This is a genomic window from Methanoculleus sp. UBA374, from assembly GCA_002508705.1.
Classification (GTDB): Archaea; Halobacteriota; Methanomicrobia; order Methanomicrobiales; family Methanoculleaceae; genus Methanoculleus; species Methanoculleus palmolei.
The window spans coordinates 126768-150050 of sequence record DAYL01000018.1 but is presented as its reverse complement, the minus strand read 5'-3'; the positions used below and the strand labels follow the sequence as shown (position 1 = coordinate 150050).

General features: G+C 62.2%; 22 protein-coding genes. 5 read left to right on the top strand and 17 right to left on the bottom strand.

The annotated features are described in order from the left end of the window. Nucleotides 1-60: 60 nt before the first annotated feature. From comE to BRA42_RS05485, 6 genes are read right to left on the bottom strand one after another with little or no spacing between them, the layout of a single operon-like run. Nucleotides 61-1182 (bottom strand): sulfopyruvate decarboxylase subunit beta, encoded by a 1122-nt coding sequence (gene comE / locus BRA42_RS05510; protein ID WP_342770547.1) that lies wholly within the window; start codon nucleotides 1180-1182, stop codon nucleotides 61-63. Continuing rightward, nucleotides 1175-2467 (bottom strand): cysteate synthase, encoded by a 1293-nt coding sequence (locus tag BRA42_RS05505; RefSeq protein ID WP_342770548.1) that lies wholly within the window; start codon nucleotides 2465-2467, stop codon nucleotides 1175-1177. Before BRA42_RS05505 ends, comE begins: the two co-directional genes overlap by 8 nt. Then, nucleotides 2464-3705: a methanogenesis marker 16 metalloprotein gene (locus tag BRA42_RS05500; protein ID WP_292409856.1), complete on the bottom strand. Its 1242-nt coding sequence runs from the start codon at nucleotides 3703-3705 to the stop codon at nucleotides 2464-2466. The genes BRA42_RS05505 and BRA42_RS05500 overlap by 4 nt, the downstream gene beginning before the upstream one ends. Next, nucleotides 3702-4325 carry a (Fe-S)-binding protein gene (locus BRA42_RS05495; protein WP_292409859.1) on the bottom strand — a complete coding sequence of 208 codons (624 nt, stop codon included), beginning with the start codon at nucleotides 4323-4325 and terminating at the stop codon, nucleotides 3702-3704. Before BRA42_RS05495 ends, BRA42_RS05500 begins: the two co-directional genes overlap by 4 nt. A 3-nt stretch (nucleotides 4326-4328) precedes the next feature. Continuing rightward, nucleotides 4329-5036 carry a GTP-binding protein gene (locus BRA42_RS05490; RefSeq protein ID WP_292409861.1) on the bottom strand — a complete coding sequence of 236 codons (708 nt, stop codon included), beginning with the start codon at nucleotides 5034-5036 and terminating at the stop codon, nucleotides 4329-4331. Further along, nucleotides 5033-5812 (bottom strand): ATP-binding cassette domain-containing protein, encoded by a 780-nt coding sequence (locus BRA42_RS05485; RefSeq protein ID WP_292409862.1) that lies wholly within the window; start codon nucleotides 5810-5812, stop codon nucleotides 5033-5035. Before BRA42_RS05485 ends, BRA42_RS05490 begins: the two co-directional genes overlap by 4 nt. 102 nt (nucleotides 5813-5914) lie before the next feature. On the opposite strand from BRA42_RS05485, the gene BRA42_RS05480 reads away from it, so the two are divergent. From BRA42_RS05480 to BRA42_RS05470, 3 genes are all read left to right on the top strand, one after another. Continuing rightward, nucleotides 5915-6400: a helix-turn-helix domain-containing protein gene (locus tag BRA42_RS05480; RefSeq protein WP_292409864.1), complete on the top strand. Its 486-nt coding sequence runs from the start codon at nucleotides 5915-5917 to the stop codon at nucleotides 6398-6400. Between the two features lie 237 nt (nucleotides 6401-6637). Then, nucleotides 6638-8686: a sodium-translocating pyrophosphatase gene (locus BRA42_RS05475; protein WP_292409866.1), complete on the top strand. Its 2049-nt coding sequence runs from the start codon at nucleotides 6638-6640 to the stop codon at nucleotides 8684-8686. Between the two features lie 296 nt (nucleotides 8687-8982). Beyond that, nucleotides 8983-9648 carry a VTT domain-containing protein gene (locus BRA42_RS05470; RefSeq protein WP_292409867.1) on the top strand — a complete coding sequence of 222 codons (666 nt, stop codon included), beginning with the start codon at nucleotides 8983-8985 and terminating at the stop codon, nucleotides 9646-9648. Between the two features lie 231 nt (nucleotides 9649-9879). Here BRA42_RS05470 and BRA42_RS05465 read toward each other — a convergent pair whose 3' ends face one another. The 3 genes from BRA42_RS05465 to BRA42_RS05455 all read right to left on the bottom strand — a co-directional run bounded on the left by BRA42_RS05465 (nucleotide 9880) and on the right by BRA42_RS05455 (nucleotide 13078). Further along, nucleotides 9880-10290, bottom strand: a complete 411-nt coding sequence (locus tag BRA42_RS05465) for a hypothetical protein (RefSeq protein ID WP_292409869.1) — start codon at nucleotides 10288-10290, stop codon at nucleotides 9880-9882. A 423-nt stretch (nucleotides 10291-10713) separates the two neighbouring features. After that, nucleotides 10714-11865 (bottom strand): hypothetical protein, encoded by a 1152-nt coding sequence (locus BRA42_RS05460; RefSeq protein ID WP_342770549.1) that lies wholly within the window; start codon nucleotides 11863-11865, stop codon nucleotides 10714-10716. A 532-nt stretch (nucleotides 11866-12397) separates the two neighbouring features. Next, nucleotides 12398-13078, bottom strand: a complete 681-nt coding sequence (locus tag BRA42_RS05455) for a hypothetical protein (RefSeq protein ID WP_342770550.1) — start codon at nucleotides 13076-13078, stop codon at nucleotides 12398-12400. A 543-nt stretch (nucleotides 13079-13621) separates the two neighbouring features. Here BRA42_RS05455 and BRA42_RS05450 point away from each other — a divergent pair. Continuing rightward, entirely contained in the window at nucleotides 13622-14041 is a 420-nt protein-coding gene (locus tag BRA42_RS05450) for a PPC domain-containing protein (protein WP_342686006.1), read from the top strand. A 41-nt stretch (nucleotides 14042-14082) separates the two neighbouring features. Then, entirely contained in the window at nucleotides 14083-14790 is a 708-nt protein-coding gene (locus BRA42_RS05445; RefSeq protein WP_292409878.1) for a winged helix-turn-helix transcriptional regulator, read from the top strand. A 16-nt stretch (nucleotides 14791-14806) separates the two neighbouring features. Here BRA42_RS05445 and BRA42_RS05440 read toward each other — a convergent pair whose 3' ends face one another. The 8 genes from BRA42_RS05440 to BRA42_RS05405 all read right to left on the bottom strand — a co-directional run bounded on the left by BRA42_RS05440 (nucleotide 14807) and on the right by BRA42_RS05405 (nucleotide 23024). Continuing rightward, complete coding sequence (locus tag BRA42_RS05440) at nucleotides 14807-15307, bottom strand: hypothetical protein (protein ID WP_292409880.1); 501 nt, start codon at nucleotides 15305-15307, stop codon at nucleotides 14807-14809. A 4-nt stretch (nucleotides 15308-15311) separates the two neighbouring features. Next, nucleotides 15312-15824: a hypothetical protein gene (locus BRA42_RS05435; RefSeq protein WP_292409882.1), complete on the bottom strand. Its 513-nt coding sequence runs from the start codon at nucleotides 15822-15824 to the stop codon at nucleotides 15312-15314. 107 nt (nucleotides 15825-15931) lie between these two features. After that, a complete protein-coding gene (locus BRA42_RS05430; RefSeq protein WP_292409884.1) occupies nucleotides 15932-16951 on the bottom strand; it encodes an ABC transporter permease subunit in 1020 nt (339 codons plus the stop codon). 496 nt (nucleotides 16952-17447) lie between these two features. Beyond that, the gene (locus BRA42_RS05425) at nucleotides 17448-18458 is read right to left on the bottom strand and encodes an ABC transporter permease subunit (protein ID WP_292409886.1); all 1011 of its coding nucleotides are present in this window, start codon (nucleotides 18456-18458) and stop codon (nucleotides 17448-17450) included. A 171-nt stretch (nucleotides 18459-18629) separates the two neighbouring features. After that, on the bottom strand, nucleotides 18630-19634 hold the full coding sequence (locus BRA42_RS05420) for an ABC transporter permease subunit (protein WP_292409888.1): 1005 nt from the start codon (nucleotides 19632-19634) through the stop codon (nucleotides 18630-18632). A gap of 31 nt (nucleotides 19635-19665) precedes the next feature. Further along, nucleotides 19666-21213, bottom strand: coding sequence for a M28 family metallopeptidase (locus BRA42_RS05415; protein ID WP_292409890.1), 1548 nt, complete (start codon nucleotides 21211-21213; stop codon nucleotides 19666-19668). A gap of 12 nt (nucleotides 21214-21225) precedes the next feature. Further along, the gene (locus tag BRA42_RS05410) at nucleotides 21226-21711 is read right to left on the bottom strand and encodes a hypothetical protein (protein ID WP_292409892.1); all 486 of its coding nucleotides are present in this window, start codon (nucleotides 21709-21711) and stop codon (nucleotides 21226-21228) included. A gap of 281 nt (nucleotides 21712-21992) precedes the next feature. Continuing rightward, nucleotides 21993-23024 carry an ABC transporter permease subunit gene (locus BRA42_RS05405; RefSeq protein ID WP_292409894.1) on the bottom strand — a complete coding sequence of 344 codons (1032 nt, stop codon included), beginning with the start codon at nucleotides 23022-23024 and terminating at the stop codon, nucleotides 21993-21995. Nucleotides 23025-23283: the final 259 nt, after the last annotated feature.

Sequence of the window (23283 nt, the reverse complement as noted above, 5' to 3'; positions counted from 1 at the left end):
GCCGTCCGGGGAGTGCCTGAAGGGTCGCGCGATACAGGAGAAGAGAAGCGTTCCGGAGGGTCACCCCAAAAGCGCCCGCATAAACCGCTCCCGGATCTCCCCCGGGGCGAGCGGGATGTTCGGGACCGCCGCGTTCCCCGGTTTCAACACGACATGGATGAAGTTCGGCCCCCGTCCCCGGTCCTCCCAGGCATCTTTTAACTCCTCTGCGTCCTGCACCTTGCACGTCTTTTTGAGTCCGGCGGCGAGGGCGAGGAGCTCCATGTCCACCTGGCAGCAGGCGTTCGTCGGCTGGTTCCCGGTGCTCCCGAAGGCCCCGTTGTCCAGGCAGACGATCGTGAGGTTCTCCGGCGCCTGTGCCACCACCACCGGGAGGACGGCGGTCCCGAGGAGGCTCCCGTCGCCGTCGAGGACGACGACATCCTTATCCGCCGCAATCGAGAGCCCGAGCCCGATCGGCGTCGCCTGGGTGTAGCTCCCGAGCATGTAGAAGTTCAGGTCCCGGTCGTTTGCCGTGTAGAGTTCCTTTGAGGGGACGCCGATGTTCGCAACGACCGCCTCATCGCCGAGGGCGGCCGCGATGACCCGGATCGCATCGTTCCGGGTCATCACCGGTTCGCGGAACGCCCGCCGATAGTCGAGCGCCGACTCCCGGGCCCGGGGCGGGAACGCCTGCTCCGCCGGGCAGGCTTCATCCGTTCCCTCCCAGAACGAGGGAAGGATCAACCCCACGTGCGGCCGCATCGATTCGTAGGCGTCCCGGACGACCGTATCGATCAACCCCTCGTCCGAAGGATCGCGGATGATCGTATACGGAATCCCGAGCGCCGCGAGAACCTCCGGGACCGCCCGGTTGAACGGCACCTGGGCCGGGATCGCCTCCCGGTAGACCCCTCGCCAGCTCGCGAGGATCGGGAGGGGGAGGCCGAAGGTCACCGTGAGCGACATGATCGCGTTTAAGGAGTTCCCGAGCCCCGAACTCTGCATATGCAGCACCGATCGTGCCCCCGCCATCGCGAGCCCGGCCGAGATCCCGACGCCGTCCTCCTCCCTGGTCAGGTTCACCGTATGGAACCGCTCCGGGAGAAGGGCACAGAGGTCCTGCGTCCGGTCGCAGGGGAGGGCCGCCACGGTATCGACCCCGAGAGACGAGAGGCGGTCGAGGACACGACCCTCACGCACGGACCGTCACCCCCTGCTCCGCGAGCCAGGCCGAAACAGCATCCCGAAGGTCTCCCTCGAAAGCTGCCCCGGCAGCCGCCCGGATGAAGGGCTCGATCGGGTAGCGGTCGAGGTCTTCCGCCGCACGCTCGTAGCCCCCGCCGGTCACGTTCAGGAGCACCCGTTCCTTCGGGCCGATGAACCCGCCCTCCACCGCCCGGGAAAGCGACGCGACGGCGACCGCGGCCGCCGGGTCGAGGTCGATCTCCTCGGTATCGGCAAAGAGCCGCCCGGCGCTCCGTGCGTCGTCGTTCGAGACTGCATACATCCTCCCACCGGAGGCCGCGAGGGCGTCGTAGACCCCGCCGCGGACCCCCCAGGGCGGGTGGCGGTTCGTGAGAACGCCGGCAGAGACCCGGGCGATCGCGGCCTCGACGTCGGGCATATCCACTTCAGGAACAATTTCCTGCCTCCCCACCTCCCAGGCCCGGACCATCGGGGCGAAGGGGAGGTTCTGGGAGAGGTGGAGGGCCGGGAGGCGCGAGCCGAACCGCCCGTCGGCGACGAGACGCTCCGCCGCCTCCCATGCGGCGATCCCTCCGGTCCCGCTCCCGACCGCCTGGAAGTAGCAGTCGGGGAGCCGGCCGAGAGCAAGCGTCGCATCAAGCATCACCGTCCCCATCCCGTCGCGGCGGGCGACGTTCTTCGCCCCGCCCTCCGGGACGATGCCGGGGAGGGAACAGACCTCCCTCCCGAACGCGATGGAGTCGAAGTAATCGCCGTCAACCGTGATGAGACAGACGTTTTCCGCCGGAACGGTCGTCCAGAGCCGATCGGCGGCGGCCGTCGGGACCACCACCACGATCGGGGCCCCGGTCAGTCCCGATACCTCGCAGAACGCCCGGCCGGTGTTCCCCGCCGACGAAACCTGGAGAACCCCCGCCCCCTTCTCCCGGAGGCGAAGAACCGTCGGCTGCGCCTCAAGTTCCTTGAACGAACAGGTCTTCATCCCTCCGCCCCGCTCGGGCCAGTAGCCGGAGAAAGAGATAGTGAGGTTTGAAAGCCCGAACTCCCGGGCGAGACCGACGCTCTCGTAGGAGACCGGACCGGCATCGATGTCGAGGTAACCCTCGACCGGGAGCCAATCACTGTAGCGGAAGATCCCCGGGAGGTTTTTAGGGGTGAGACGGCGCTCCGCGTAGACGGTTCGGAGAAGGGCGTTGCACCCCGACGGGCAGTCGAGGGTGTAACGGTCGGGAAAAGACCGGCCGCACGCCGGACACCGGAGGAGGTAGTTCTCTCTCACCGCACCTCACCCCCGATGAAGGTGAACCGGCGGTCGAGGACCATCTCTTTTAAGTCCCGGCAGAGGTCTTCGGCAAGCGTCCGGCCCGACTGACGGAGGGTGATCGGGACCCCCCGCCCCCGGACACGGAGCGAGCCCTCGCCGGCCTCGAGGGCGTTGTTCGGGCAGGCGGTAAGACAGGCGGTGCAGGCGAGGCAACGGTCGCGGTCGATCCCGGTCTCGCGGGAGAACGCGTCCGTGGGGCAGACCGCGGCCACGATGCAGGCCGAGCACTCCTCGCACCACTCGGAGTGATAGGTCACCTCCCGGTCGGGCCGCTGCCAGACGTCGGCGTAGGTCGCTTCGCCGAGGACGGCCCGGGTGTTGATGTCGGTCACCGGGAGAGGGACGGCCTCGTCGAGCACGCGGAGCCCTGCGACCTGCCGGTCGTCGAGGACCGGGATCGCGACGCCGAGGCTCGTGATGCACTCAGGTCCCGCGGAGGTCTTAAAGCCGCCCATGTAGCGGGGCTGCATCCCGGCCATGTCGGCGATGACCGTGAGGTTCGGCCTCTCAGGAGTGCTCCGGGTCCCTTCCCCGGTCACGATCCCGATCGAGCCGTTCAGGAGGACCGGCGTCCCGTCCCGTATCGCGAGTCTTGCGGGGTCGTTTTCGAGCGGGTTGATCTCCCCGCACCCGCTGACCGAGACCTCCCGACAGGGCCCCGCAAGCCCCACGACCGAGAAGATCGTCTTCACCCGGGTCGGCTGCGTATTCACGTAGGCGGTGTAGTTTCGGTAAGCGCTCCGGGTGGTGAAGATCCGGGCGTAGGCGAAGTCGTCGAGGGTCACCTTCGCCTCGATCGACCGGTCGGCGGCCTCTACCACCACCTCGATCTCGCGCCCCTCGACGATATCGCGGAAGAGATGGCCGCCCCCATAGCCGGCCCCGGCGTGGGCGGTCCCGGAGACGATCAGGTCGAGAAGCCCGAGACGCTCGTTCGGGCAGGGGCCGGGCATGCAGGAGACCCCGTTCAACCAGGCACGCTCCGCCCGCTCGAACGTCCCCGGCTCCGCCACCGGCACCGAGAGGATCGCCGCGGTCCCCGACATCACGCCGGCGGTCCCGGTGGTGACCACGTCGACGTCCGCGGCCGAGACCTCCGCACCCTCGCGGATGAGCCGCTTGAACTCCGCGGCGGTGTAGACGACCGCCGAGCCGTTCCGGATCTTCTCGTCGATCTCTGCCAGCGTCTTCATAACAACCTGATATCCTCCACCCGCACATGAAGACCGCATGATTTGGCGAGCACCATGTTCACGACGCCCGTATGCGTAAGGTTCATCATACAAAACCCGGGCAGGAACCGCTGCCGCATTCCGACGACCGGATCGCGGCGCACCGTCGTGCAAATCCCCTCGAAACCGATCATGTGATACGACTCAACGTCCTTAAACTCTCCGCCGTCCCGGGCAACCTCGGGACCGACGACCGAACAGGTGAGAAGACCGGTCGTCGGGTTCGCGTGGAGGACCGAGAGGACGTGCTGGACCGGACACCCCGCACCGGTCGGTCTCCCGACGACGATGTCGCCCCTCGTAATGTTCCACTTCTCCACGAGGTCCGGGCGGAAGGGGAGGACGATCTTCCGGGCCGAGACCTCGCCGGGCAGGGGCCCGATGATGAAGTCGTACTCTGTGCCGAGGACGTCCCGGCCGGAATGACGGGTCCTCCCCTCGAACCGGGAGGAACCCGCCCCGGCGTGGTAGAAGACGCAGTCGGGGTACGCCCTCTCCCCCTGCCGGACCCGGGCAAGGAACGCCTCGCAGGTCGGGGCGCCGCAGGCCCCGCAGTCCTTCCCGGGGGGACTCCATGCCACGGGTCACTCCCCCCGGTAGAGGTAGTCGGCGCCTTCGAGCTTCCGAACGACGCCGAAATGGTTTCGCCACCCGATCTCCGTCTTCCCGACACAGATGGTGCAGACCCCGAGCGGCGGCGCACCCCGGAGCACGATGGCGTCCGGGTCGGTTATGTCGGAAGAGTCCTCGATCACCCGGAGGAGGTAACGCATCCCGGTCCCCTGAACGGCGTTCGTCTCCACGATATCGAGGGCCGGGTTCACCTCCCGGACCCGCTCCCGGAAGACCTCCTTCTCGGCCTGAGAGACGAGGTCGACCCGGGTCACGACCGCAATGTCGGCGAGCGCGAGCATCGGGGCCATCTTCAGGGGCGTGTTCGTGCCGGAAACGGCGGAGAGGACGACGATCCCGAGCCCCTGCGTCGTGTAGGGAGAACAGCGGAGACAGAGCCCGGCGCTCTCGACCAGGAGGAGGTCGGCGCCCTCCTCCTCGCCCCAGGCGATGGCGTCCCGCATCACCATCACCCCGGCGTGGTCCGGACAGAGGTCGCCGGAACAGACCTTTCGCGCCGGAATCCCGAACTCGGCCGCGAGTTCCTCGTCCTCGAACGCCCGAACGACGTCGATTTTCAGGTAGGCGATCCGGTACCGGTCCGAAAGAGAGCGAATGACCTGCCTCACGACGGCGGTCTTCCCGGCGGACGGCGGTCCCGCGACGATGGCGAGTTTCATACCCCGACCCGACCCGTAACCAGGTCGCCCGCCCGGATTCTCTCCCGCATACAATGAAGGATGCCGTCAAGACGACGGGCCTCCCGGAGGGCGTCGTTCTCACGTCCGTCCGGTTCGATGACCTTCTCGACGGCTCCGTCCCGCATGACGATCCTCCGGGCGGAGAGGAGAGAGATCAGGGGGTCGTGCGTGACGAAGATAACCGCCTTTCCCCCGGCTCGGAGGACCTCGATCACCCGTTCCTTGAAGATACCGGCGTTCTCCACCTCGTCGAGGAGGAGGACCGGCGCTGCCGCGACAAGGACGGCGTCCGCCACCAGGAGCGACCGCGTCTGACCGCCGGAGAGCGCGGTCATCCGGGCACAGGACCGGATCTCTTCGCCCGTGAACTCGTTCGCGAGATTGATCGTCCGATCGACGATACCGTCTTCTTCGATCCGCCGGGACCGGACGTGCATCGCAAGGAACTCCTCGACCGTGAGGTCGGCGAAGCAGCGGGTGTTCTGGGTGATCAGGGCGACTGGCTTGTGCGCCGGGTCGCGGACGAACTCTTCAGGAGGATATGCACCGTTGACGAGGACCGTCCGCCCCGTCGCGGTGTCGTTCTGGGCGAAGACCTCGATATCGTTGATGAAAGCGCTCTTTCCGGAGCCGGTCGGACCGACGATGGATACCGTGTCGCCCGGGCGGATGGTGATCGCGTCGAACCCTTCCGGTTCGCCGTGCCGGCCCCGGCCGGGGAGGATCGTGATCTCCCGGATGGGTGTTCTGTCCATGGGGAACAATTGCCACACCGGATGATAAGAGTTTTTCTTTATGGCCGAATGATTAACCCTAATAGGAAAAATTTATCCCATATATTCTACAATAGTAGAGCAATGCTCTCAAGAAGGATCTTCGAGACCAATTTTTCCGGAGCGCTCCAGGAAGAACTCGCCCGGCAGAACATGAGTGTCCGGGACCTCGCGGACCGGGCGGGGGTCCCGCCCGCCACCCTCTACAAGCTCACGTCGGGAAAGGCGGACCCGCGCCTCTCCACCATCCGACGGATCGTCAACGTCCTCGAACCCCGGGAGAAGAATTTCATCGCGGTAATCGCGGCGCGGTTCCTGCTCAACGACCTGGACAACCGCGACCTTCTCATCGACGGCCGGAGTTACCGCATCCGGGGCTACTCGGCAGACTCCCTCGAGGAGTGCATCATCGCCGCGGCGCGGGCAGACAAGGAGGGGGCGCTCGGAATCATCTGCGCCCCGATCCTTGCGCCGATAGTAGAAAAGATCGTCGACTGCCCGGTGGCGATCATCAAGCCGCAGCAGCAGACGCTGATCGAGGCGATCGAGACGGTAGCAAAGAGGATATAAGGTCAAAAGACCGGCGAACGCCTGACCGGTGAACGCCCATTCTTGCGGACGGCATAGGGTGTGCCACCTGGATTCCATCATTTGCGAAGAGGACCACACTTCCACCGGCGTTGAAAGAACCGGTGCCGAGCTTCGTTCATCATTACAGGCAGCCGGAGATTTGCAAAACGGCGGGTGAAAGCGGCAACCGATATATTTACGATACGTTTTTCATAACAAGAGAAGAAGACTTATATTATGGATTTAATCCCACTCGTGATGGCGATCAGTCTCATCGCCCTCATTGTTGCTGCGTATTTTGCACGGCAGATCATCCGTGAAGATAGAGGTACCGTTCAGATGCAGGCAGTCGCTGCAGCCATCCGCGAAGGAGCGGAAGCCTTCATACGGCGGCAGTACTCCACCATCGCGATCATCGCCGTAGTCATCGCCGTGGTCATCTTCGTCGCCCTGACAGGGATCGGAGATTTCTCCAGGGCGTGGCACACGTCGGTGGCCTTCCTCCTCGGTGCGTTCCTGAGCGCTCTATCCGGGGTCATCGGGATGAGCGTCGCGGTCAGGTCGAACCTGGTCTCCGCAGCGGCGGCCGAAAAGAGTCCGGCGAAATCCCTCATTCTCGCGCTCCGCGGCGGAGCCGTTTCAGGGCTGACCATTATCGCCCTCTCGCTCATCGGAATCTCGGTCATCTTTACCGCGTTCGGCTCCAACCCCCTTGAGGCTCCGTTCCTCATTGTTGGTTTCGGGCTGGGTGCCTCGCTCATCGCCCTCTTCGCCCAGCTCGGCGGGGGTATCTACACCAAGGCCGCCGACGTGGGAGCGGATCTCGTTGGAAAGTTCGAGGCGGGCATACCCGAAGACGACCCCCGCAACCCGGCTGTCATCGCCGACCTCGTCGGCGATAACGTCGGGGACTGTGCAGGGCGTGGTGCCGATCTCTTCGAGTCCACCTCGGCCGAGAACATCGGCGCGATGATCCTTGCTGTCGCCCTCTACCCGGTCTTCGGGCTTGCCGGGGTGCTCTTCCCGCTGGTGATCGGCGCCTTCGGCCTGATCGCGACGATCATCGGCATCTTCTCGGTGCGTATGAAAGATGCCGAACACAAAAACCCGATGCGTGCCCTGAACAAGGGATACTACGTCACGGCATTCATCTCAGCGATATTCTTCTATATCGCTACGATGGTCCTCCTCAAGAACATCTGGTTCTTCTACTGCGGACTCATCGGGCTCGCCCTCTCGATCGTCATCCTGTACGTAACGTTGTATTACACGGACGAGCGGTTCAGGCCGGTTCAGAAGATCGCCAAGGCCTCGACATCCGGGTCGGCGATGAACATCATCACCGGCTTCAACATCGCCCTCGAGACAACCGCAATCAACGCAATCTCCATCAGCGTGGCTCTCCTCCTTGCCTTCAAGTTCGGTGAACTCTCCGGAGTGGCCAACGGCGGACTCTACGGGACTGCCGTTGCGACCATGGGGATGCTCGCACCCTGCGCCTACATCCTCGCGATGGACACCTTCGGCCCGATCGTGGATAACGCCGGGGGCATCGTGGAGATGAGCAAGTCTTCGGAGGTGGCATGCCAGAACGTCGCGAAACTCGATTCCGCCGGGAACACCACCAAGGCGCTCACCAAGGGCTACGCCGTCGGCAGCGCCGCCCTGTCGGCGTTCCTGCTCTTTTCCGCCTACATGACCGAGGTCTCCTCGTACACCGGCCAGGCCTTCGAGATTGTCAACCTCGCCCGGGTCGACATCTTCGCCGGGGCTCTGCTCGGCGCGATGCTGGTCTACCTCTTCGCCGCGTATGCCATCCGCGGCGTCGGCGAGACAGCCCAGTACGTGATCGCAGAGGTCCGGCGGCAGTTCCGGGAGCGTAAGATCCTCGCAGGCATCGACAAGCCCGACTACGCCCAGTGCGTCGACATCACCACCCGGGGCGCCCTCAAGAACATGGTTCTGCCCGGAGCACTCGCGATCGTCTTCCCGATCGCCGTCGGCCTCACCCTTAAGTACGAGGCGATGGCCGCCTTCCTGATCGTCGGTACGATCACCGGGCTCCTGATGGCGCTCGTCCTGAACAACGGCGGCGGTGCCTGGGATAACACCAAGAAATGCATCGAAAGCGGGCTGTACGGCGGAAAGGGATCGGACGCTCACAAGGCAGCCATCGTGGGGGATACGGTAGGCGACCCGTTCAAGGATACGGCCGGACCGTCCCTGCACGTGCTGGTGAAGCTCCTGGCGACCCTGACGCTGGTGCTTGCTCCCTTCTACATCTAATCTTTTTTCCGGAGACCGGGACCCGGAAGCGATTGCACCCCGGGTTCGTCAATTTTTTAACCCCGTTCTCCGGATGGGGCCGTTTTACCGCATAACGATATATACCATGGGATGAAAAACAGGACTGTGTTTACCACCACAAAAACCATTGTCCGCAACAGTTTCGTCCCCATCCCGACCCCCGTACCGGATGGTGCCGCCCTCTCTCTGCCGGGGGCGGGGAGGCGGGCGACGCCCGTGCGAAGAGAGTCCAAAACCCCGTCAGGTGCTGACGGGTCCGATACGTTGATGTCGCCATGATCCTCTCGTCGCTCCCGGGTCTCGTCGAACTCGTCCTCCACACCGATCAGTACCTCTTTCCGCTTATCGATAACTACGGGACCTGGATCTATCTCATCATCTTCCTCATTATCTTCTGCGAGACCGGGTTCGTCGTGACTCCGTTTCTCCCGGGCGATTCGCTCCTCTTCATCCTCGGGGTGATCTCCGCAACCGGGGTGCTCAACCCCCTTCTCCTGATTGCCGTTCTCATCCTGGCCGCGGTCCTCGGCGACGCAACGAACTACCATATCGGCGCCACCCTCGGGAGATCGCTCCTTGGGGCGAGGTGGTGCCCCATCCGGGAGACGCACGTTGCCGCCACCGAATCGTTCTACCACCGGTACGGCGGCCTGACCATCGTCATCGCCAGGTTCGTCCCCTACATCCGGACGCTCGCACCGTTCATCGCCGGGGTCGTCCGCATGGGCTACCCGAAGTTCTTCGGTTACAATGCCCTCGGCGGATTCCTCTGGGTCACCGGGATTGTAGCCGCCGGGTATTTCCTCGGTACGGTCCCCGTCGTCCAGGAGTACCGGGGCCTCATCTCTCTTGCGGTACTCGTCATCACCGTCGTCTCCGTCGTGATCATCATTATCGGGGTTATCAGGCTCCTCCGGTGCCGCCGGGCCGGGAATCCGTGAGAGGTCACGGATCAAAGATGTGCCGATCCGACACGGAGATCACCCAGACGCCCGGACGGAACGCCCGGAATGTGAAAATGAAGGGGGAGAGCACTCCCCGGAGGATGAGGGCAGAGGAGAGAACCGATTTCATAGCAGAGATACCAACTATTGTTCGGTAAGGATGATACACTACCCGCTACCGGAATCGGACCCATTGCCGCCGTCGGTCGCCCGGAGAGCATTATAGGGCTACGTGATAGTCGGGGCAATCTCGACTTCTTGATCGGAGAGGATCGTGATTATGGCACCGGCGGTAGGATCGAGTCCTCTTACTGCGGTGTGCGGGGAATTTCCGTCGACCGAGACGGAGTAGAGGTATTCCCCGACCTGGTTGATCGTCACTGAGTAGATACGTTCTTCGCCACCGACGAACGTGAAGTTCTCCGAAGAGAGCAGAGCGTTATCCAGGGTGCCGTTCACGCCGGAGACCGACACATGGACCTGATGAGAGACGTTGTCCCGGTTAACCACTAAAATACCCACAGAAAAGGGGGAGGGGGGAGCAAAAGGCTCCTCCTGCGGGAACGCTGAGAGGACCAGAATACAGATTGCCGCTATCCCGACAGCGGCGAGAACCAGAACAATCGAAGTTTTTTTCATCACAACGCTCCCGGGTTCACCGATATCCTGCAGCGGTACCCTTCAGTTTAAGTAAGTACGTGGAATGCGTACATCCTGTTGCCTCCGGGCATGCGGGACGTTCACCCATCCGGGTTCGCCCCTGGTCGGGTGGGCCTCCCGCCGTTTTCAGGATACCGATTTCGGTACCCACGCGTAGTAATTCTCCGTTCCTCTATAAACGATTTCTCTCAAACCCCTCTACACGTCGGGGCGCCCTGATTATTTTACGCCCGGAAGCGTGCCGCGATCACGCGGAGCCTTTGTTATACAGGTGCTCCGGTTCGGTGACTGCTGGTGACAAAACAGCGTATCCCTGAAATTTTGCAGATTCTGGTCTCCCCATACCAGGCACAACAGTTTCGCCGTCTGAAGCCGGCACGGTATTCGCCCGGCCCTCCGACATCAGGCCTCTTCCGTCGCTTGGCGGATGAAGACGAGGTGACCCCAGGGGGAGGAGGACGGCGGTTGCCCCCCGGGCCGCGACCAGCCGGGTTCCGCATCGATGCCGACGCCCGCCAGAACGTGCCATGCGGTGTCGTTCGCGGCGGGCTGTATTCCCACGACCTGTGAAACCGGCGTCAGGTTGAGCGGACCGGCGGCACTTGAGGTCAAGTATCCGCACCCGGTAGTCCAGGTGACGCCTCTCATACCATGAGCGTGAAGCCCGTCCGCGACGCCGGGAAGGACGACAGGATCGCCGGTGACGCCCGTCGTGTCGTGGACGTGAAACTCGACCGTGTGGCCGAACAACCCGGAGAATATGCCGAAGATATCGAAGGCGTTCAGGAGCTTACCGACAACGTCTCCCGGAGATGCCGGGTATCGCGGGGAGATCTGGGGGCCGGATTGGCTGAAAAACCCGTCGAAAGGTTTCAGGGAGTAATACGGCGCGTTCAGGTCGTAACTCGCGCGAAATCCCGAGTTTCTCCAGCCGTCCTCCGGTGTCATGGCGATGTAAGATCCGAGGCAGAAATACTCGTGGCCCGGATCGCCGTCGGCAGAACTCTGGTACAGGGCCGTTGTTGCGGTTATCTGCCCGACGCCCGGGTATCTCCGGACGGTTGTATGGTATGCAACCTCAACATACTCATCGGACAGCCCGGCCGCATCCCGGATATATCCACACACTGCCCGGGCTTCCCCGCCGGATATCCAGTCCTCCGCCCGGGCCGAAAAACCGTCCGGCGCCGGGGCCGCCACGTCGGTCACCTCGGCATAGGATGCCGCGACACCGTCGGGAAGGACCTGTGCGCGGCATCCAACAACCTCCGCGTCAGGGGGGATATCCGGGAAGAAGACCGCCTCATACCGGAAAGACTCCCCCGGGTTCGGAGGGAGATCGCGAACCGTGGGTATGCGGTCCCGCCAATCCGTCACCTCACGCGGCGAGAGGTTTTCATGGGAGAGATAGAGCGAATCGGTGTCCGAGCCGTTGAAATTTTCATAAGACGGGTTTTCCGGGAGCACATAGGCCGCACCGGCCGATGTGAGGAAGACGCCAACAATGACTACCAGGATCAGGGAGAACGCCTGCATTCCAGTTTTTCGTTTCATGGGTTTCAACTCCGTTTTGTTTCCGGAGGACGGAAAGGCACTTAAGTACATGGAATGCGTAGATCTCATTAGCCTCCGGGCATGCGGGACGTTCACCCATCCGATTCGCTCCTGGTCGGGTGGACCCTCCGCCGTTTTCTGGAACCGGTTCCAGTACCAATGCGTAATAATTCCCCGTGCCTCTATAAGTTATTTCTGTCACTTTTCTATACACATCAGACCTATGGGATCGCTTTCCCACCACGCGGACGCAACCGTCACGGATAACGTGCGGTCGGTAGTGTTCTCCCGGGGACCCGGCCGCTCTGCCGTAAAGCCAGAAAAAAGAGAGACCAACGTATTCCGAGCGCAGGCGCGTTTGTCATCCTCAGAACCTCTCCGGCGCCGGGAGAGAGTTCCAAGATACCGTTCTGGACCGGATACGTTCTCGCTTCTCCGAAGATCAATTCAATTCCCCTCTCCGTGATAAGATAGTTTTGTCCAACGACAATTGAGTATCGTCCCGGGAGGGCGACGCACACGGGACCGCCCGTCAAAGATAGATCCCCCCGGGAGTGACATGGTATCCGGCCGGAACCGGGATAAACCCGGACTCTGCTCCCGGAACGGTCGTATTCACCGTCGCCGTCCAGGTATCTTCCTTTATCAGGTGTTTCATGCCCCCGCCTCCCCGGTACCTGAGGTTGAACGAGATCGGGGTGGTGTTCTCCGACGGCGGGACGAAACCGTCGAGGAAGACGACCGTGGTATAGGTCCCGCTCGACGTTCGGGTGAACTCAGTGGCGCTCACGTTCCCGGGAGTCGCAAGCACGGGCACGAGCAGCCGTGGCTCTTCTTTCGTCTCGAATTCACCTGACGATATGGAGAGATCAGGCGCGTATCTTTCCGCCGTCGTGAACGCAAGCATCTTTCCGTAGGGTGTCTTCCGGATCGATGTCCGCCACCCGAAGGCCTGATAACGACCGGTAAGCACCTCCTCCGACATCGCCGGAACACCAGCCGCGTTCGCCGGGATCGGGATCATGATCGTGGCGGTTTCGTTCACGGCAAGACCGGATAGGCCGGTGATCTTGATCGCATAGGAGTTGCTCGGCATAGTCGTCTCGACGAACGCGGGAGCAATGAGGAGCAGGAGGGCTGCCGCGATGACGAAGCAGACCGCGATGAACACGACCAGGAGGAACTTTCCAATCGTCTCGTATATCTCGTTCATCAACTTGGTTCCCCCTGATTCCTTCCCGGATGCAGAGGAGACATACCTTCAAGTAGCGGAAGAGCACAAATTCCCTTTGCCTTCGGGCATGCGGGACGTTCACCCCTCCGGTTCGCTCTTGGCCGGTGAACTCCCGCCGCGTTCGGGATACCGGTTTCGGTACCCACGCATGATAATTTCCCGTACCTCTATAAACGATTTCTCTCAAACCTCTCTACACGTCGGGGCGCCCTGATCTATTTTGCTCCCGAAAGCATGCCGCAGCCATCCGGAAATTTCTCCTGCGCCGGCCGATAGAAAATGCGCGCGACGGAACGAGGACCGGCACCGGGGGTCACGCCCGCCATAGCAGCCGCTCCATTTTTGCAGGAGAATGCGGCATCGGCGCCCGTTTCGCGTAGCAGGCTCTCTCCACCATCCTCCCGCCCCCGACTCCCGGATAACATGCACCGGGCAGTCGATCCGCCTCCGACCGGAGAACGTGTAGAGAGGCGTGAGAGAAGACTTAAATGGAGGTACGGAAGAACTCCTCCTGTGAATACAATGACGTACAACCGCATCTTTGCACTGATGGTTGCACTGGTCCTGCTGGTGCCGCCGGCTTTTGCCGGGAGCAGCGAATGCGATACGAACGCCGCCCCGGACGGTGATGCCGGGATCTGCGCCTTCTACCTCATAGAGCAGGGAGAGACGGACTATTACAGCACGTATGTCCCGTCCGGGAGTTCAACGCTGTTCGTGAACCTGAACTGGTTCATTCCGCAGCAGTCGTTGACATTGACGATCATCTCGCCGAGCGGAAGCACCTACGCCTCCTATCACGACAGCGACCTCGACGGTTACGATAACGCTATAATCCGCGCGTGGATCTCCTCTCCGGAAGCCGGAACGTGGCAGTTCCAGGTTTACGGAGAGAAAGTGCGCGAAACGCAGGATTATACCTTCGGCACAACGGTGAGTTAAAACCGCACCCCATTTATATCTCCGCCACCCTGATCTTTTTGATGGCGAAACGACCTCTCTTCACAAAGGTAGCGCTGCTTTCCATCGCCCTGCTGCTCTCCATCGCCCCGGGGAGCGCAGCCGACACCATACTGAATGAGGGAGAGTTTCCGGAGTGGGGAATCGACGATCCGATCCCGTTATCCGTCTGGAATGTGCCCCTGAAGTTGATCCTGCTCGACTTCGTCTTCATGAACGCTCCCCTGCTCTTCCTCCCGGTGCAGATCCTCATAGTGGCATCCGCCTGGGCCTTCCTCGGACACAGAAAGATCTCCGGTAAGAACGCCCTCAACCACGAGACCCGCCGCGCGGCGTATCTCTACATCCGGGCCAACCCCGGGACCACGCTATCCGTCCTCTCCCCCAGGCTGGGAGTCAACGCCGGAACCCTCCGATACCACCTTGAGGTCCTCTGCGAGACGGGGAAGATACTGATGGAGCACGATCGCGGGTTCCTCCGGTATTACGCGGGCCGCAGGGCGGCTCTCGAAAGGGAGACGGCCGAACATCCCCATTACGGGACACGGAAACGGATACTCGACCTTCTCGTAGAGGAACCTGGGATGACGCGAAAGGAGATCGCATCCACGCTCGGGATCGCCGGTTCATCGGTGACCTGGCATATGGCGCGGCTCATCCGGGACGGTGCCGTAAGGAGCGAGAGGGATGGGAGGGCGGTACGCTACTTTCTCGCCGCCCGGACGTGCTGAGAGGTCGGGGAGGAGGTCAGCGGTCGAAGACCGCCGGGAGGTTCAGCCGTCTCTCGCGGATGGTCGATGTGATCTCGAACCGCCCCTCTCCGGGTTTTGACGGGGAGCAATCTACGCTCAGCGTTTCAGAGCAAATTCCCCCAAATTCCCGGGTGGTGCTGTGGGACACCCCTGCAGGGTCCCAGACGGTCAGGGTGAAGGCAGCCGTCCTGGTCCCGCCGGGTTCATTTCTCCGGTCGTTTTCACATGCGACAAGGAAGACGCTTCTTCCCGTCCCCGTCTCGAGCGAAGGGGTCGCGTTTGAGAGCGTTGCGTTGCTCCCGAAGTCGGCCCAGGCTCTGCCGAGGAGATAGACGCCATGGGAGGCGTCATCCTGGAAGACGATCCTGCCGCCGGAGGTGGTGGCGTTCACAATGACGTCCTCCGCGGCATACGATACGAGCCCGTACCCAAGGAGGATAACAAGGCCCAGCACCAGGCCGATGCTGCATAATACTTTTTCGCTCAATTGGATCACCGTTTTAGATGTAATCGAGGTCGCCGGTGCCTATGTCCGATGCCTTTTCTGTATCGAACAGGTCGTGCGTCTCGCACCAGAGCTCGTACTGGGCGTCGCCGCTGCCATGCGAATCGAAGGCCACGCTGATGGTGCCGTCGGTCGCCCGGTCCACGTCTATTTGCTTCGTATGTGCGATACTCCGGGCGTCGTATACCGTCAGGCGGTAGATCGCTCCCTGTCCGTCGCCGTCTTCGTCGTTGACATGCGTGTAATTCGCCGTGAAGACGTTGTAACCGGCAGAGACGGTCGTATATCCGTTTGGCGCCGCGCTTGCCGTATCGCCGTCGCCGTCCGTATACATTCTACCCAGGTTTTTTGCGGCCGGGATCTCGATCCCGCCCGCACCCTCTGCGACAGGCGCTTCTTCGACCCCGGGATTCCGTTGATCGATCCGGATTGCAGAGATCGCACCGGCGGCCGCCAGTACAACCAGCGCCAGCACTGCCACGACCGCGATAGCGTTTCTTCGTTTCATCTTCTGTTTCTCTGTTGTTGCGGTGGCACCCGCACTACTTTCTCGGCATCGCCGTTACATCCTTTTTTCTCTTCCCGAAACCGCCCGTTTTCGGGCTTCTTGCCCGGTCATCGTATATCCATCCGCATGAACTTCACGTATGCGGCGGCGAAGAAGACGGCCGGGAAGACGATCAGCGCCGCGAGATTCCGCCAAATCCGGTCTGCCGCCTCCTCCGGCGGCAGTTCCGAAGGATGGACGGTCGTCGAGGTCACGGCACTATAGGTTCTCACCGGCGAGAAGAGGTAGACCATATCGGTGACGAATTGCCGTTTATTCTGGTAAACCTCCAGCTCTGCGGCGTACCGGTCGCACTCTTCCTCATACGCCTCATCGTACGGTACGTGGTTCACTCCTTCAGAATCCGTCCATGCAGGCATCTCCGGTTTCTGCGGCATATCCCCGACAACCGCGCCCGCAAGAACCATCCCGAACATCTGCAGCGGATAGGTGAGGGCGAAGAAGAGCGTGAGACCGTAGACCACGGCATGCCCGCTCTCTTTCACGCCGACCGAGAGCGCGAGGGCGAGGGCGAAGAACGCAAGCATGAAGAGGAACGAGGCGAGCCCGAAGATCAGGACGGCGCTGACCTCGTCCGCCGTCGGCACGATCGAGAAGACGAGGAGGACGGCGAAGGTGAGCGCGAACGCGACGACAAGAGCGACCCCGAGAGCGGCCATCCCCCCGAGCGCCTTGCCGTTGATGATCTCGTCACGGTAGACCGGATGGGAGAGAAGGCTTTTGAGCGACCGGGACTCCTTCTCCTTCGAGACCAGGTCGACCCCCATCGCAATCGCGAGGACGCCGCCGAAGACTATCAGCGAACTCTCCAGGTACAGGAAGACGAAGAGGGTCGACGGCCGTTCGGGCATCATCCCCGCCGGACCCGCGGCGTCTTCCGCCGCCTGCAGCTGCTGGTTATATACTTCGAGGTCCCGGTTGTACTGGTCGATCCCCTGGTGCATGCCGAGCAGGACAAACATCAGGAGCAGCGCAAGGATCACCAGGAACTTCCGGCTGGTGAGGTGGTCGGTGAACTCCTTCCCGGCCACGATGAAGACTCGTTCCGCTGCCTGAATCCCCGTCATCCTGCCCCCGTCAATGGTCGCGGCACACGGCCCGGCGATCTTTTTTTCGTTTTCTCATGATCTTTTCACCTCGTTCATGCGTGCCCGGGATGATCCCGGGACCGCAACAATTATCCCTGATGAAAGTTAACACCCGTATTGTCCTCCGGGCACGCTGTTGGGAGCCGGGGTGCGACACCAATCGAACTCCCCGGCCCCCGCGGGATACCACGCGCGATATTGACCGATTGAGACGTCGGTGTTCCTATCCTTAACATTTCTGTCCATTTCATAGAACTGTCGCCGCGCTACCCAGGCCGCCGCATTCTCCTGGTATGTTGTTTATTGATTCATCCGGCGGCGATCCGGTCGGTTTCCAGTGGGAATATACCTTGACCTCCGGATCGCAGGTATGAGAGATTACCCGGCAAAAACCGTGCATACTCGCCCCGGATGCTGAAATCCGGGGATATCGTCGGCACGCCCTTCCGCACGGTGGGAAGTGCGCGCCTGCCGGTCACCGTATATCCATCCGCAGGAACCGCGTGTACGCGACGGCGAAGAAGGCGACGGGATAGAGGATCAGCGCCACCACGCTCGACCAGATCCTGCCGAGCGTATCGTCAAGGGTCGTCCCCGGGGAGCTGGATATCCCGTTGATGAGCGTGTTGACGGCCATCTGCGGCGAGAAGAGGTTGATGGCACTCTCGACCATCTTCATCTGCCCGGTGTATGCCGCGATCTCCGCCTGGAAGCCTTCCGATGAGGTGTCCCCTCCGTATGCGGCGGGGTCTGGCTTCTCCATCATGAAGGCCATGCCTACCTGCGCGGTGGCGTAGGGGGCCAGGAACACGAGGAGGACGAAGACGACCATCGCGAGGAGCAGGGCGCTGCCGCTCTTTTGGCAGAGGGTGGAGAGCGCAAGCGCGATGGAGAAGAAGGTCACGAGGAAGAGGAGGGTGACGCCGGCATAGGTCAGGATCATCCAGAGGTCGCCGGGGGTGGGTACGATCGAGAGGACGAGGAGCAGCGCGGTGGTGAGGAGGAGCACCCCCCCGACGACGATGGCGAGCAGCGCGACGCCCCCGAGCGCCTTGCCGTTGATGATCTCGTCCCGGTAGACCGGGTGGGAGAGAAGGCTTTTGAGCGACCGGGACTCCTTCTCCTTCGAGACCAGGTCGAACCCGACGGCGATGGCAAGGAGGCCCCCGTAGGAGATCAGCATGAGGAACATCGAGGAGTAAATGTCCGCGACCGGCGGTTTCGAGGGCATCATCCGCTCCGGTCCGTCGACCCGGTCGTCCACCGCCGCCAGTTCCTCGGTATACCGGTCCAGATCCCTCTCGTAACTCCCGACCCCGCCGTACGTCCCTATCAGGGCGATGGCGAGGAACAGGGCGAGGATCACCGGGAACCGCCAGCCCGTGATCTGGTCGGTGAATTCTTTCCGCGCCACGATGAAGACCCGTTCCGCCTTCATCCCCCGGCGCTCTCGCGCCTCCCCTGTTGCCATCGGTTCCGTTGCCATCCCTTCATCCTCGCAAAGACCCCCGCCCGGAGGCTATTATCCAGAGACTGGGTTGTAACGTTATTTACGTCTTCTCTCAAACCCCTCTACACGTCCGGCCGCCGTCTCCCCGAAAGCGGGAGGTTGTATCCGTCCTGTGCGGCAGGGGAGTCCCGGGGACCCGTCGTCCGGTCACCGGATGTCCATCCGCATGAACGTAACATACGCGGCGGCGAAGAAGACCGACGGGAAGGCGATCAGAGCCGCGAGATTTCTCCAGATCGCGCTTGCCGCCTCCTCCGGTGGCATTTCCGAGGGATAGGCAACCGTCGAGGCCACGGCATTATAGGTCATCATCGGGGAGAAGAGGTAGACCGTATCGGTAACGAATTGCTGTTTGCTCTGGTAAACCTCCATCTCCTCGATGTACTGCCCGGACTCTTCCTGGTACGCCTTCCATGCCACTTCATCAACCGGACGCCCGTCCACGGTCATCGGCATTTCCGGTCTCTCCGGTATGTCTCCAGCAACCGCGCCTGCAAGAACCATCCCGAACATCTGTAACAGATAGGTGAAGGCGAAGAAGAGCGTGAGACCGTAGACCACCGCATGCCCGCTCTCTTTCACGACGACCGAGAGCGCGAGGGCGAGGGCGAAGAACGCCAGCAGGAACAGGAACGAGGCGAGCCCGAAGATCAGGACGGCGCTGACCTCGTCCGCCGTCGGCACGATCGAGAAGACGAGGAGGACGGCGAAGGTGAGCGCGAACGCGACGACAAGAGCGACCCCGAGAGCGGCCATCCCCCCGAGCGCCTTGCCGTTGATGATCTCGTCACGGTAGACCGGATGGGAGAGAAGGCTTTTGAGCGACCGGGACTCCTTCTCCTTCGAGACCAGGTCGGCCCCCATCGCAATCGCGAGGACGCCGCCGAAGACTATCAGCGAACTCTCCAGTTGCTGGAAGATGATCAGGATCGACGGCCGCTCGGGCATCATCCCCGCCGGACCGGCGGCGTCTCCCGCCGCCTGCAGCTGCTGGTTATACGTTTCAAGGTTCTGGTTGTACTGGTCGATCCCCTGATGCATGCCGAGCAGGGTTAACATCAGGAACAACGCAAGGATCACCAGGAACTTCCGGCTGGTGAGGTGGTCGGTGAACTCCTTCCCGGCCACAATGAAGACTCGTTCTGCTGTCATAGATTACCTCTGTTATACCATACGGTCGATATCATCGCCTCCGCGAGACGATGCTCCGCGAGAAGAGATACCCGACGGCGAGGAGCGAGGCGGCGACGACACACGCGACCGGAACCAGAGGGAGCGGGTCCTTGCGGATTGGCTCTTCCTGCACAGAGTTGTCCCGGATGTAGTAAGCCCCGGGACTGTCATACATGCGTTTGACGAGAAACGTATCCTCGTCGTACCCGACCACGGTTCCGGCGGCGGCCGCAACCACCTCGTATCGGTGGCTGCCCGGGGCGTAGACGACGACATGCCCCTCCTCAAGCCCGGTGATCCGGATACCGTCCACGTAGCCGTCGACGCGAGTCCCGGCCTCCGCCTCTCCCGGATAATCGTAGGAGAGGGGGACAAACAGCGTGCCGTACTCTCGCATGCCGTACTTCTCGCGTTCTTCTTCAGTCCGCTTCCAGGGGATGCTGATGCCCCCGGGCTGATGGCCGGACCCCGGAGCGTCGCGCCCGGTATCCGGGACATCGGCTTCCAGGTCCAGGATTCCTCGGTTCCCGGCCGCATCGTAGGCGACGACCCGGACGGCATGGGGGCCTGCGGGGAGGGTGACCTGCCCTGATGCGAGGACCCCGAAGTCCGTCCCGTCGACGATGAGGTGCGTGATCGACGGCCCGGAGACGGCATATCGGATCGTCCCGTCTTCGTCGACCGAGCCCTCCACCGCCGGGGGTGTCGTGTCGTCCGCGGCGGCAAGGGTCCGGACCATGCCGGTCACCGCCTCGGTGCAGGACGCCGCCAGGGAGAGGTTCAGGGTCTCGGGCGTATCGTTCCGGGTCTGCCGCAGGGTATAGCCGCTGGTGTCGGTTATCAGGGCGGCGGGGATGTGACGCTCCCAGAAGCGCTGGTGGTCGCCCCCAAGGCCCGGTCCGGTCTTGATCGCCGGGGACTCCGGAACTGCGTCCAGCATCCAGCGGTACTGGGGCAGGGTATCTATGTGGAGTTCGTCGCCGCGCGCCACGCAGTCGAGGTTGACGGCCGCGACGATCTCCTCGCGGAGGTTTGCATGGCGTTCCAGCCAGTCGGCGCTCCCGAGAAGCCCCACCTCCTCACCGGAGAAGGCGATGAAGCAGACCGACCGATTCAGGGGTTCCGTCCGGAGCGCCCGGGCAACCTCGAGCATCACGGCGACCCCGGCGGCGTTGTCGTCCGCTCCGGGGCAGTCGGGACCGTCGACGTCGTAATGGGCGCAGACGACGACGATCCCCGGCCCGGAGCCCTCCTTGATACCGACGACGTTCCGGGTCGTGGCCGGTCCCGCATCCGTCTCGACGGCAAAGGTCTCCTGCTGTACGTCGTAGCCGTACTCCTCCAGTCTCCCGGCGATATAGTCGGCAGCCGGTCCGTCGTCGAGGCCGGGGACCCGCCGGTGGTCGGTGAGCACCCCGATGGCTCCGGCTAGTGAATCCGCGTCATCGGCATATACCGGGGTAGGTATCGCCGTGACAATGAGGAGCAGGGCGGCGACAATCGGGGCCCCGGCATTGAAGAGGCCAAAAAATTGGGAAGAGGAGGAATCGGCCGCCATCGTGGGTTATCCTTATGATAGGATGAGATCTCCGCGGGCCGAAGCGCTCTCGGAACCTTCACTGCACGCGATCTCCCAGTGGTACGAACCGGGACTGGCGGGCGTAAAGGGAATCGACAACGTTCCCTGCCAGTTGTTATTGATAAGCGGGACATCGAAAATGGACTTCGTGGTTACGGACCCATCCGGCCCTTCCAAGCGGAATTGGGCCGTTTGTCCAACTACCACATTATAATCCCTGTATTCACAATCCACCTCGATCTGGTAGGTTACCCCGGGTATATAGGAGCCGACGTACGTATCAGCTGTGGCAGTGCAGTCAATGCCTCCGTCCTCATTGATCAGGAGCGAGCCCCCGTCAATGGCCACGGCATGCAGCCCGTTCTCCGCGCTGACCGGCGCCACTGCCATGCAGACGAGAAGCAGGCCGATGACGGCAACAGCATACGGTCCGAACATCTTTTTCTGTTTCATGATGTTTTTTTCACCTCTGTTCATGCGTACCCGGGGAGGCCGTGGAACCATAACGGCTATCCCTGATGACAGCCAACAGTTCTAGTGGCCCTCCGGGCATGTGGGGCCACACATCCGCAGTTCACGGCAGGATGATGCGCCCCACAACTTGTACGAATGCCCGATTCCGGCACCCGCACTACTTCCTCGACCTCACGATATTTATCTCTTCTCTCACATCTCTCTACACATCCGCCCTCTCTTTCTGAAAGTGAGCGACGGGACCCCTCCTGTGCGACAGAGGAAGCCCGGGACCCTTCATTCGGTCACCGGATATCCATCCGCATGAACCGCGCGTATGCGATGGCGAAGAAGACGACGGGGTAGAAGATCAGTGCAACCACGCTCGACCATATCTCGCCGAGCATGTTTTCAAAGGTCGTTCCCGGAGAGTTGTGGGAGTTGTGCACCGTCTGGATCAAGTTGTTGACGGCCATCTCCGGGGAGAGGAGGTTTCTGGCGCTCGTGATGACATCCTGCCGCTCGTAGTATGCCATAATCTCTGCCTGGAAGCCTTCCGACGAGGTGTCCCCTCCGTATGCGGCGGGGTCGGGCTCTTCCATCATAAGCGCCGGGCCGATCTGCGCGAAGGCGTAGGGGATCACGAATGAGAGGAGGATGAAGGCGATCACCGCAAGAAGCAGGGCGCTGCCGCTCTCCCGGCAGAGGGTGGAGAAGGCAAGCGCGATGGAGAAGAACGTCACGAGGAGAAGGAGGGTGACGCCGGCATAGGTCAGGATCACCCAGAGGTCGTCGGGGGAGGGCACGATCGAGAGGACGAGGAGCAGCGCGGTTGCGATGAGGAGCACCCCTCCGATGACGAGTACCAGCAGCGCGACGCCCCCGAGCGCCTTGCCGTTGATGATCTCGTCACGGTAGACCGGGTGGGAGAGAAGGCTTTTGAGCGATCGGGACTCCTTCTCCCCGGAGACCAGGTTGAACCCGACGGCGATGGCGAGGAGGCTCCCGTAGGAGATCAGCACGAGGAACATCGAGGAGTAAACGTTCTCGACCGGCGGTTTGGAGGGCATTATTATCCACCCCGATTCATCGAACCGGTCGTCCATCGCCTCCAGTTCCTGGGCATACCGGTCCAGTTCCCTCTCGTAGCTCACGACCCCGCTGTACGTCCCCGCCAGGGCGATGGCGAGGAACAGGGCGAGGATCACCAGGAACCGCCAGCCCGTAACCTGGTCGGTGAATTCTTTCCGGGCCACGATGAAGACTCGTTCCGCCTTCATCCCCCGGCTAACCCGGCGCTCCCGCACCTTCCCCGTTATCGTCGATTCCGTTGCCATCCCTTCATCCTCATAAAGACCCCCGCCTGGATCTTATTATCCTGAGACTGGGCTGTAACGTTATTTACGTCTTCTCTCAAACCCCTCTACACGTCGGCGCCCGGAGAGGTGCCGGTACCCGGGTCGTCTCCTGTCGTTCGGCGCCGAGCCCTGTTTTCGACCTGCGGCGGCTATTTTCGGTTGAAAATTCTCTCCGGAAAACCTGGTGAGGAGGCGCGTCACATAAGGGTATATAGAAGAACGTCGAACTCTCCGGTAT

Excerpts from the sequence above, each read along its gene's own strand:
- BRA42_RS05420 (WP_292409888.1), bottom strand. The coding sequence starts at position 19,634 with ATGACAGCAGAACGAGTCTTCATTGTGGCCGGGAAGGAGTTCACCGAC.
- BRA42_RS05475 (WP_292409866.1), top strand. The coding sequence starts at position 6,638 with ATGGATTTAATCCCACTCGTGATGGCGATCAGTCTCATCGCCCTCATT.
- BRA42_RS05485 (WP_292409862.1), bottom strand. The coding sequence starts at position 5,812 with ATGGACAGAACACCCATCCGGGAGATCACGATCCTCCCCGGCCGGGGC.
- BRA42_RS05410 (WP_292409892.1), bottom strand. The coding sequence starts at position 21,711 with ATGAACAGAGGTGAAAAAAACATCATGAAACAGAAAAAGATGTTCGGA.
- BRA42_RS05425 (WP_292409886.1), bottom strand. The coding sequence starts at position 18,458 with ATGGCAACGGAACCGATGGCAACAGGGGAGGCGCGAGAGCGCCGGGGG.
- BRA42_RS05430 (WP_292409884.1), bottom strand. The coding sequence starts at position 16,951 with ATGACGGGGATTCAGGCAGCGGAACGAGTCTTCATCGTGGCCGGGAAG.
- BRA42_RS05455 (WP_342770550.1), bottom strand. The coding sequence starts at position 13,078 with ATGAACGAGATATACGAGACGATTGGAAAGTTCCTCCTGGTCGTGTTC.
- BRA42_RS05415 (WP_292409890.1), bottom strand. The coding sequence starts at position 21,213 with ATGGCGGCCGATTCCTCCTCTTCCCAATTTTTTGGCCTCTTCAATGCC.
- BRA42_RS05445 (WP_292409878.1), top strand. The coding sequence starts at position 14,083 with ATGGCGAAACGACCTCTCTTCACAAAGGTAGCGCTGCTTTCCATCGCC.
- BRA42_RS05500 (WP_292409856.1), bottom strand. The coding sequence starts at position 3,705 with ATGAAGACGCTGGCAGAGATCGACGAGAAGATCCGGAACGGCTCGGCG.
- BRA42_RS05465 (WP_292409869.1), bottom strand. The coding sequence starts at position 10,290 with ATGAAAAAAACTTCGATTGTTCTGGTTCTCGCCGCTGTCGGGATAGCG.
- BRA42_RS05470 (WP_292409867.1), top strand. The coding sequence starts at position 8,983 with ATGATCCTCTCGTCGCTCCCGGGTCTCGTCGAACTCGTCCTCCACACC.
- BRA42_RS05480 (WP_292409864.1), top strand. The coding sequence starts at position 5,915 with ATGCTCTCAAGAAGGATCTTCGAGACCAATTTTTCCGGAGCGCTCCAG.
- BRA42_RS05490 (WP_292409861.1), bottom strand. The coding sequence starts at position 5,036 with ATGAAACTCGCCATCGTCGCGGGACCGCCGTCCGCCGGGAAGACCGCC.
- BRA42_RS05460 (WP_342770549.1), bottom strand. The coding sequence starts at position 11,865 with ATGAAACGAAAAACTGGAATGCAGGCGTTCTCCCTGATCCTGGTAGTC.
- BRA42_RS05450 (WP_342686006.1), top strand. The coding sequence starts at position 13,622 with ATGACGTACAACCGCATCTTTGCACTGATGGTTGCACTGGTCCTGCTG.
- BRA42_RS05405 (WP_292409894.1), bottom strand. The coding sequence starts at position 23,024 with ATGGCAACGGAATCGACGATAACGGGGAAGGTGCGGGAGCGCCGGGTT.
- BRA42_RS05435 (WP_292409882.1), bottom strand. The coding sequence starts at position 15,824 with ATGAAACGAAGAAACGCTATCGCGGTCGTGGCAGTGCTGGCGCTGGTT.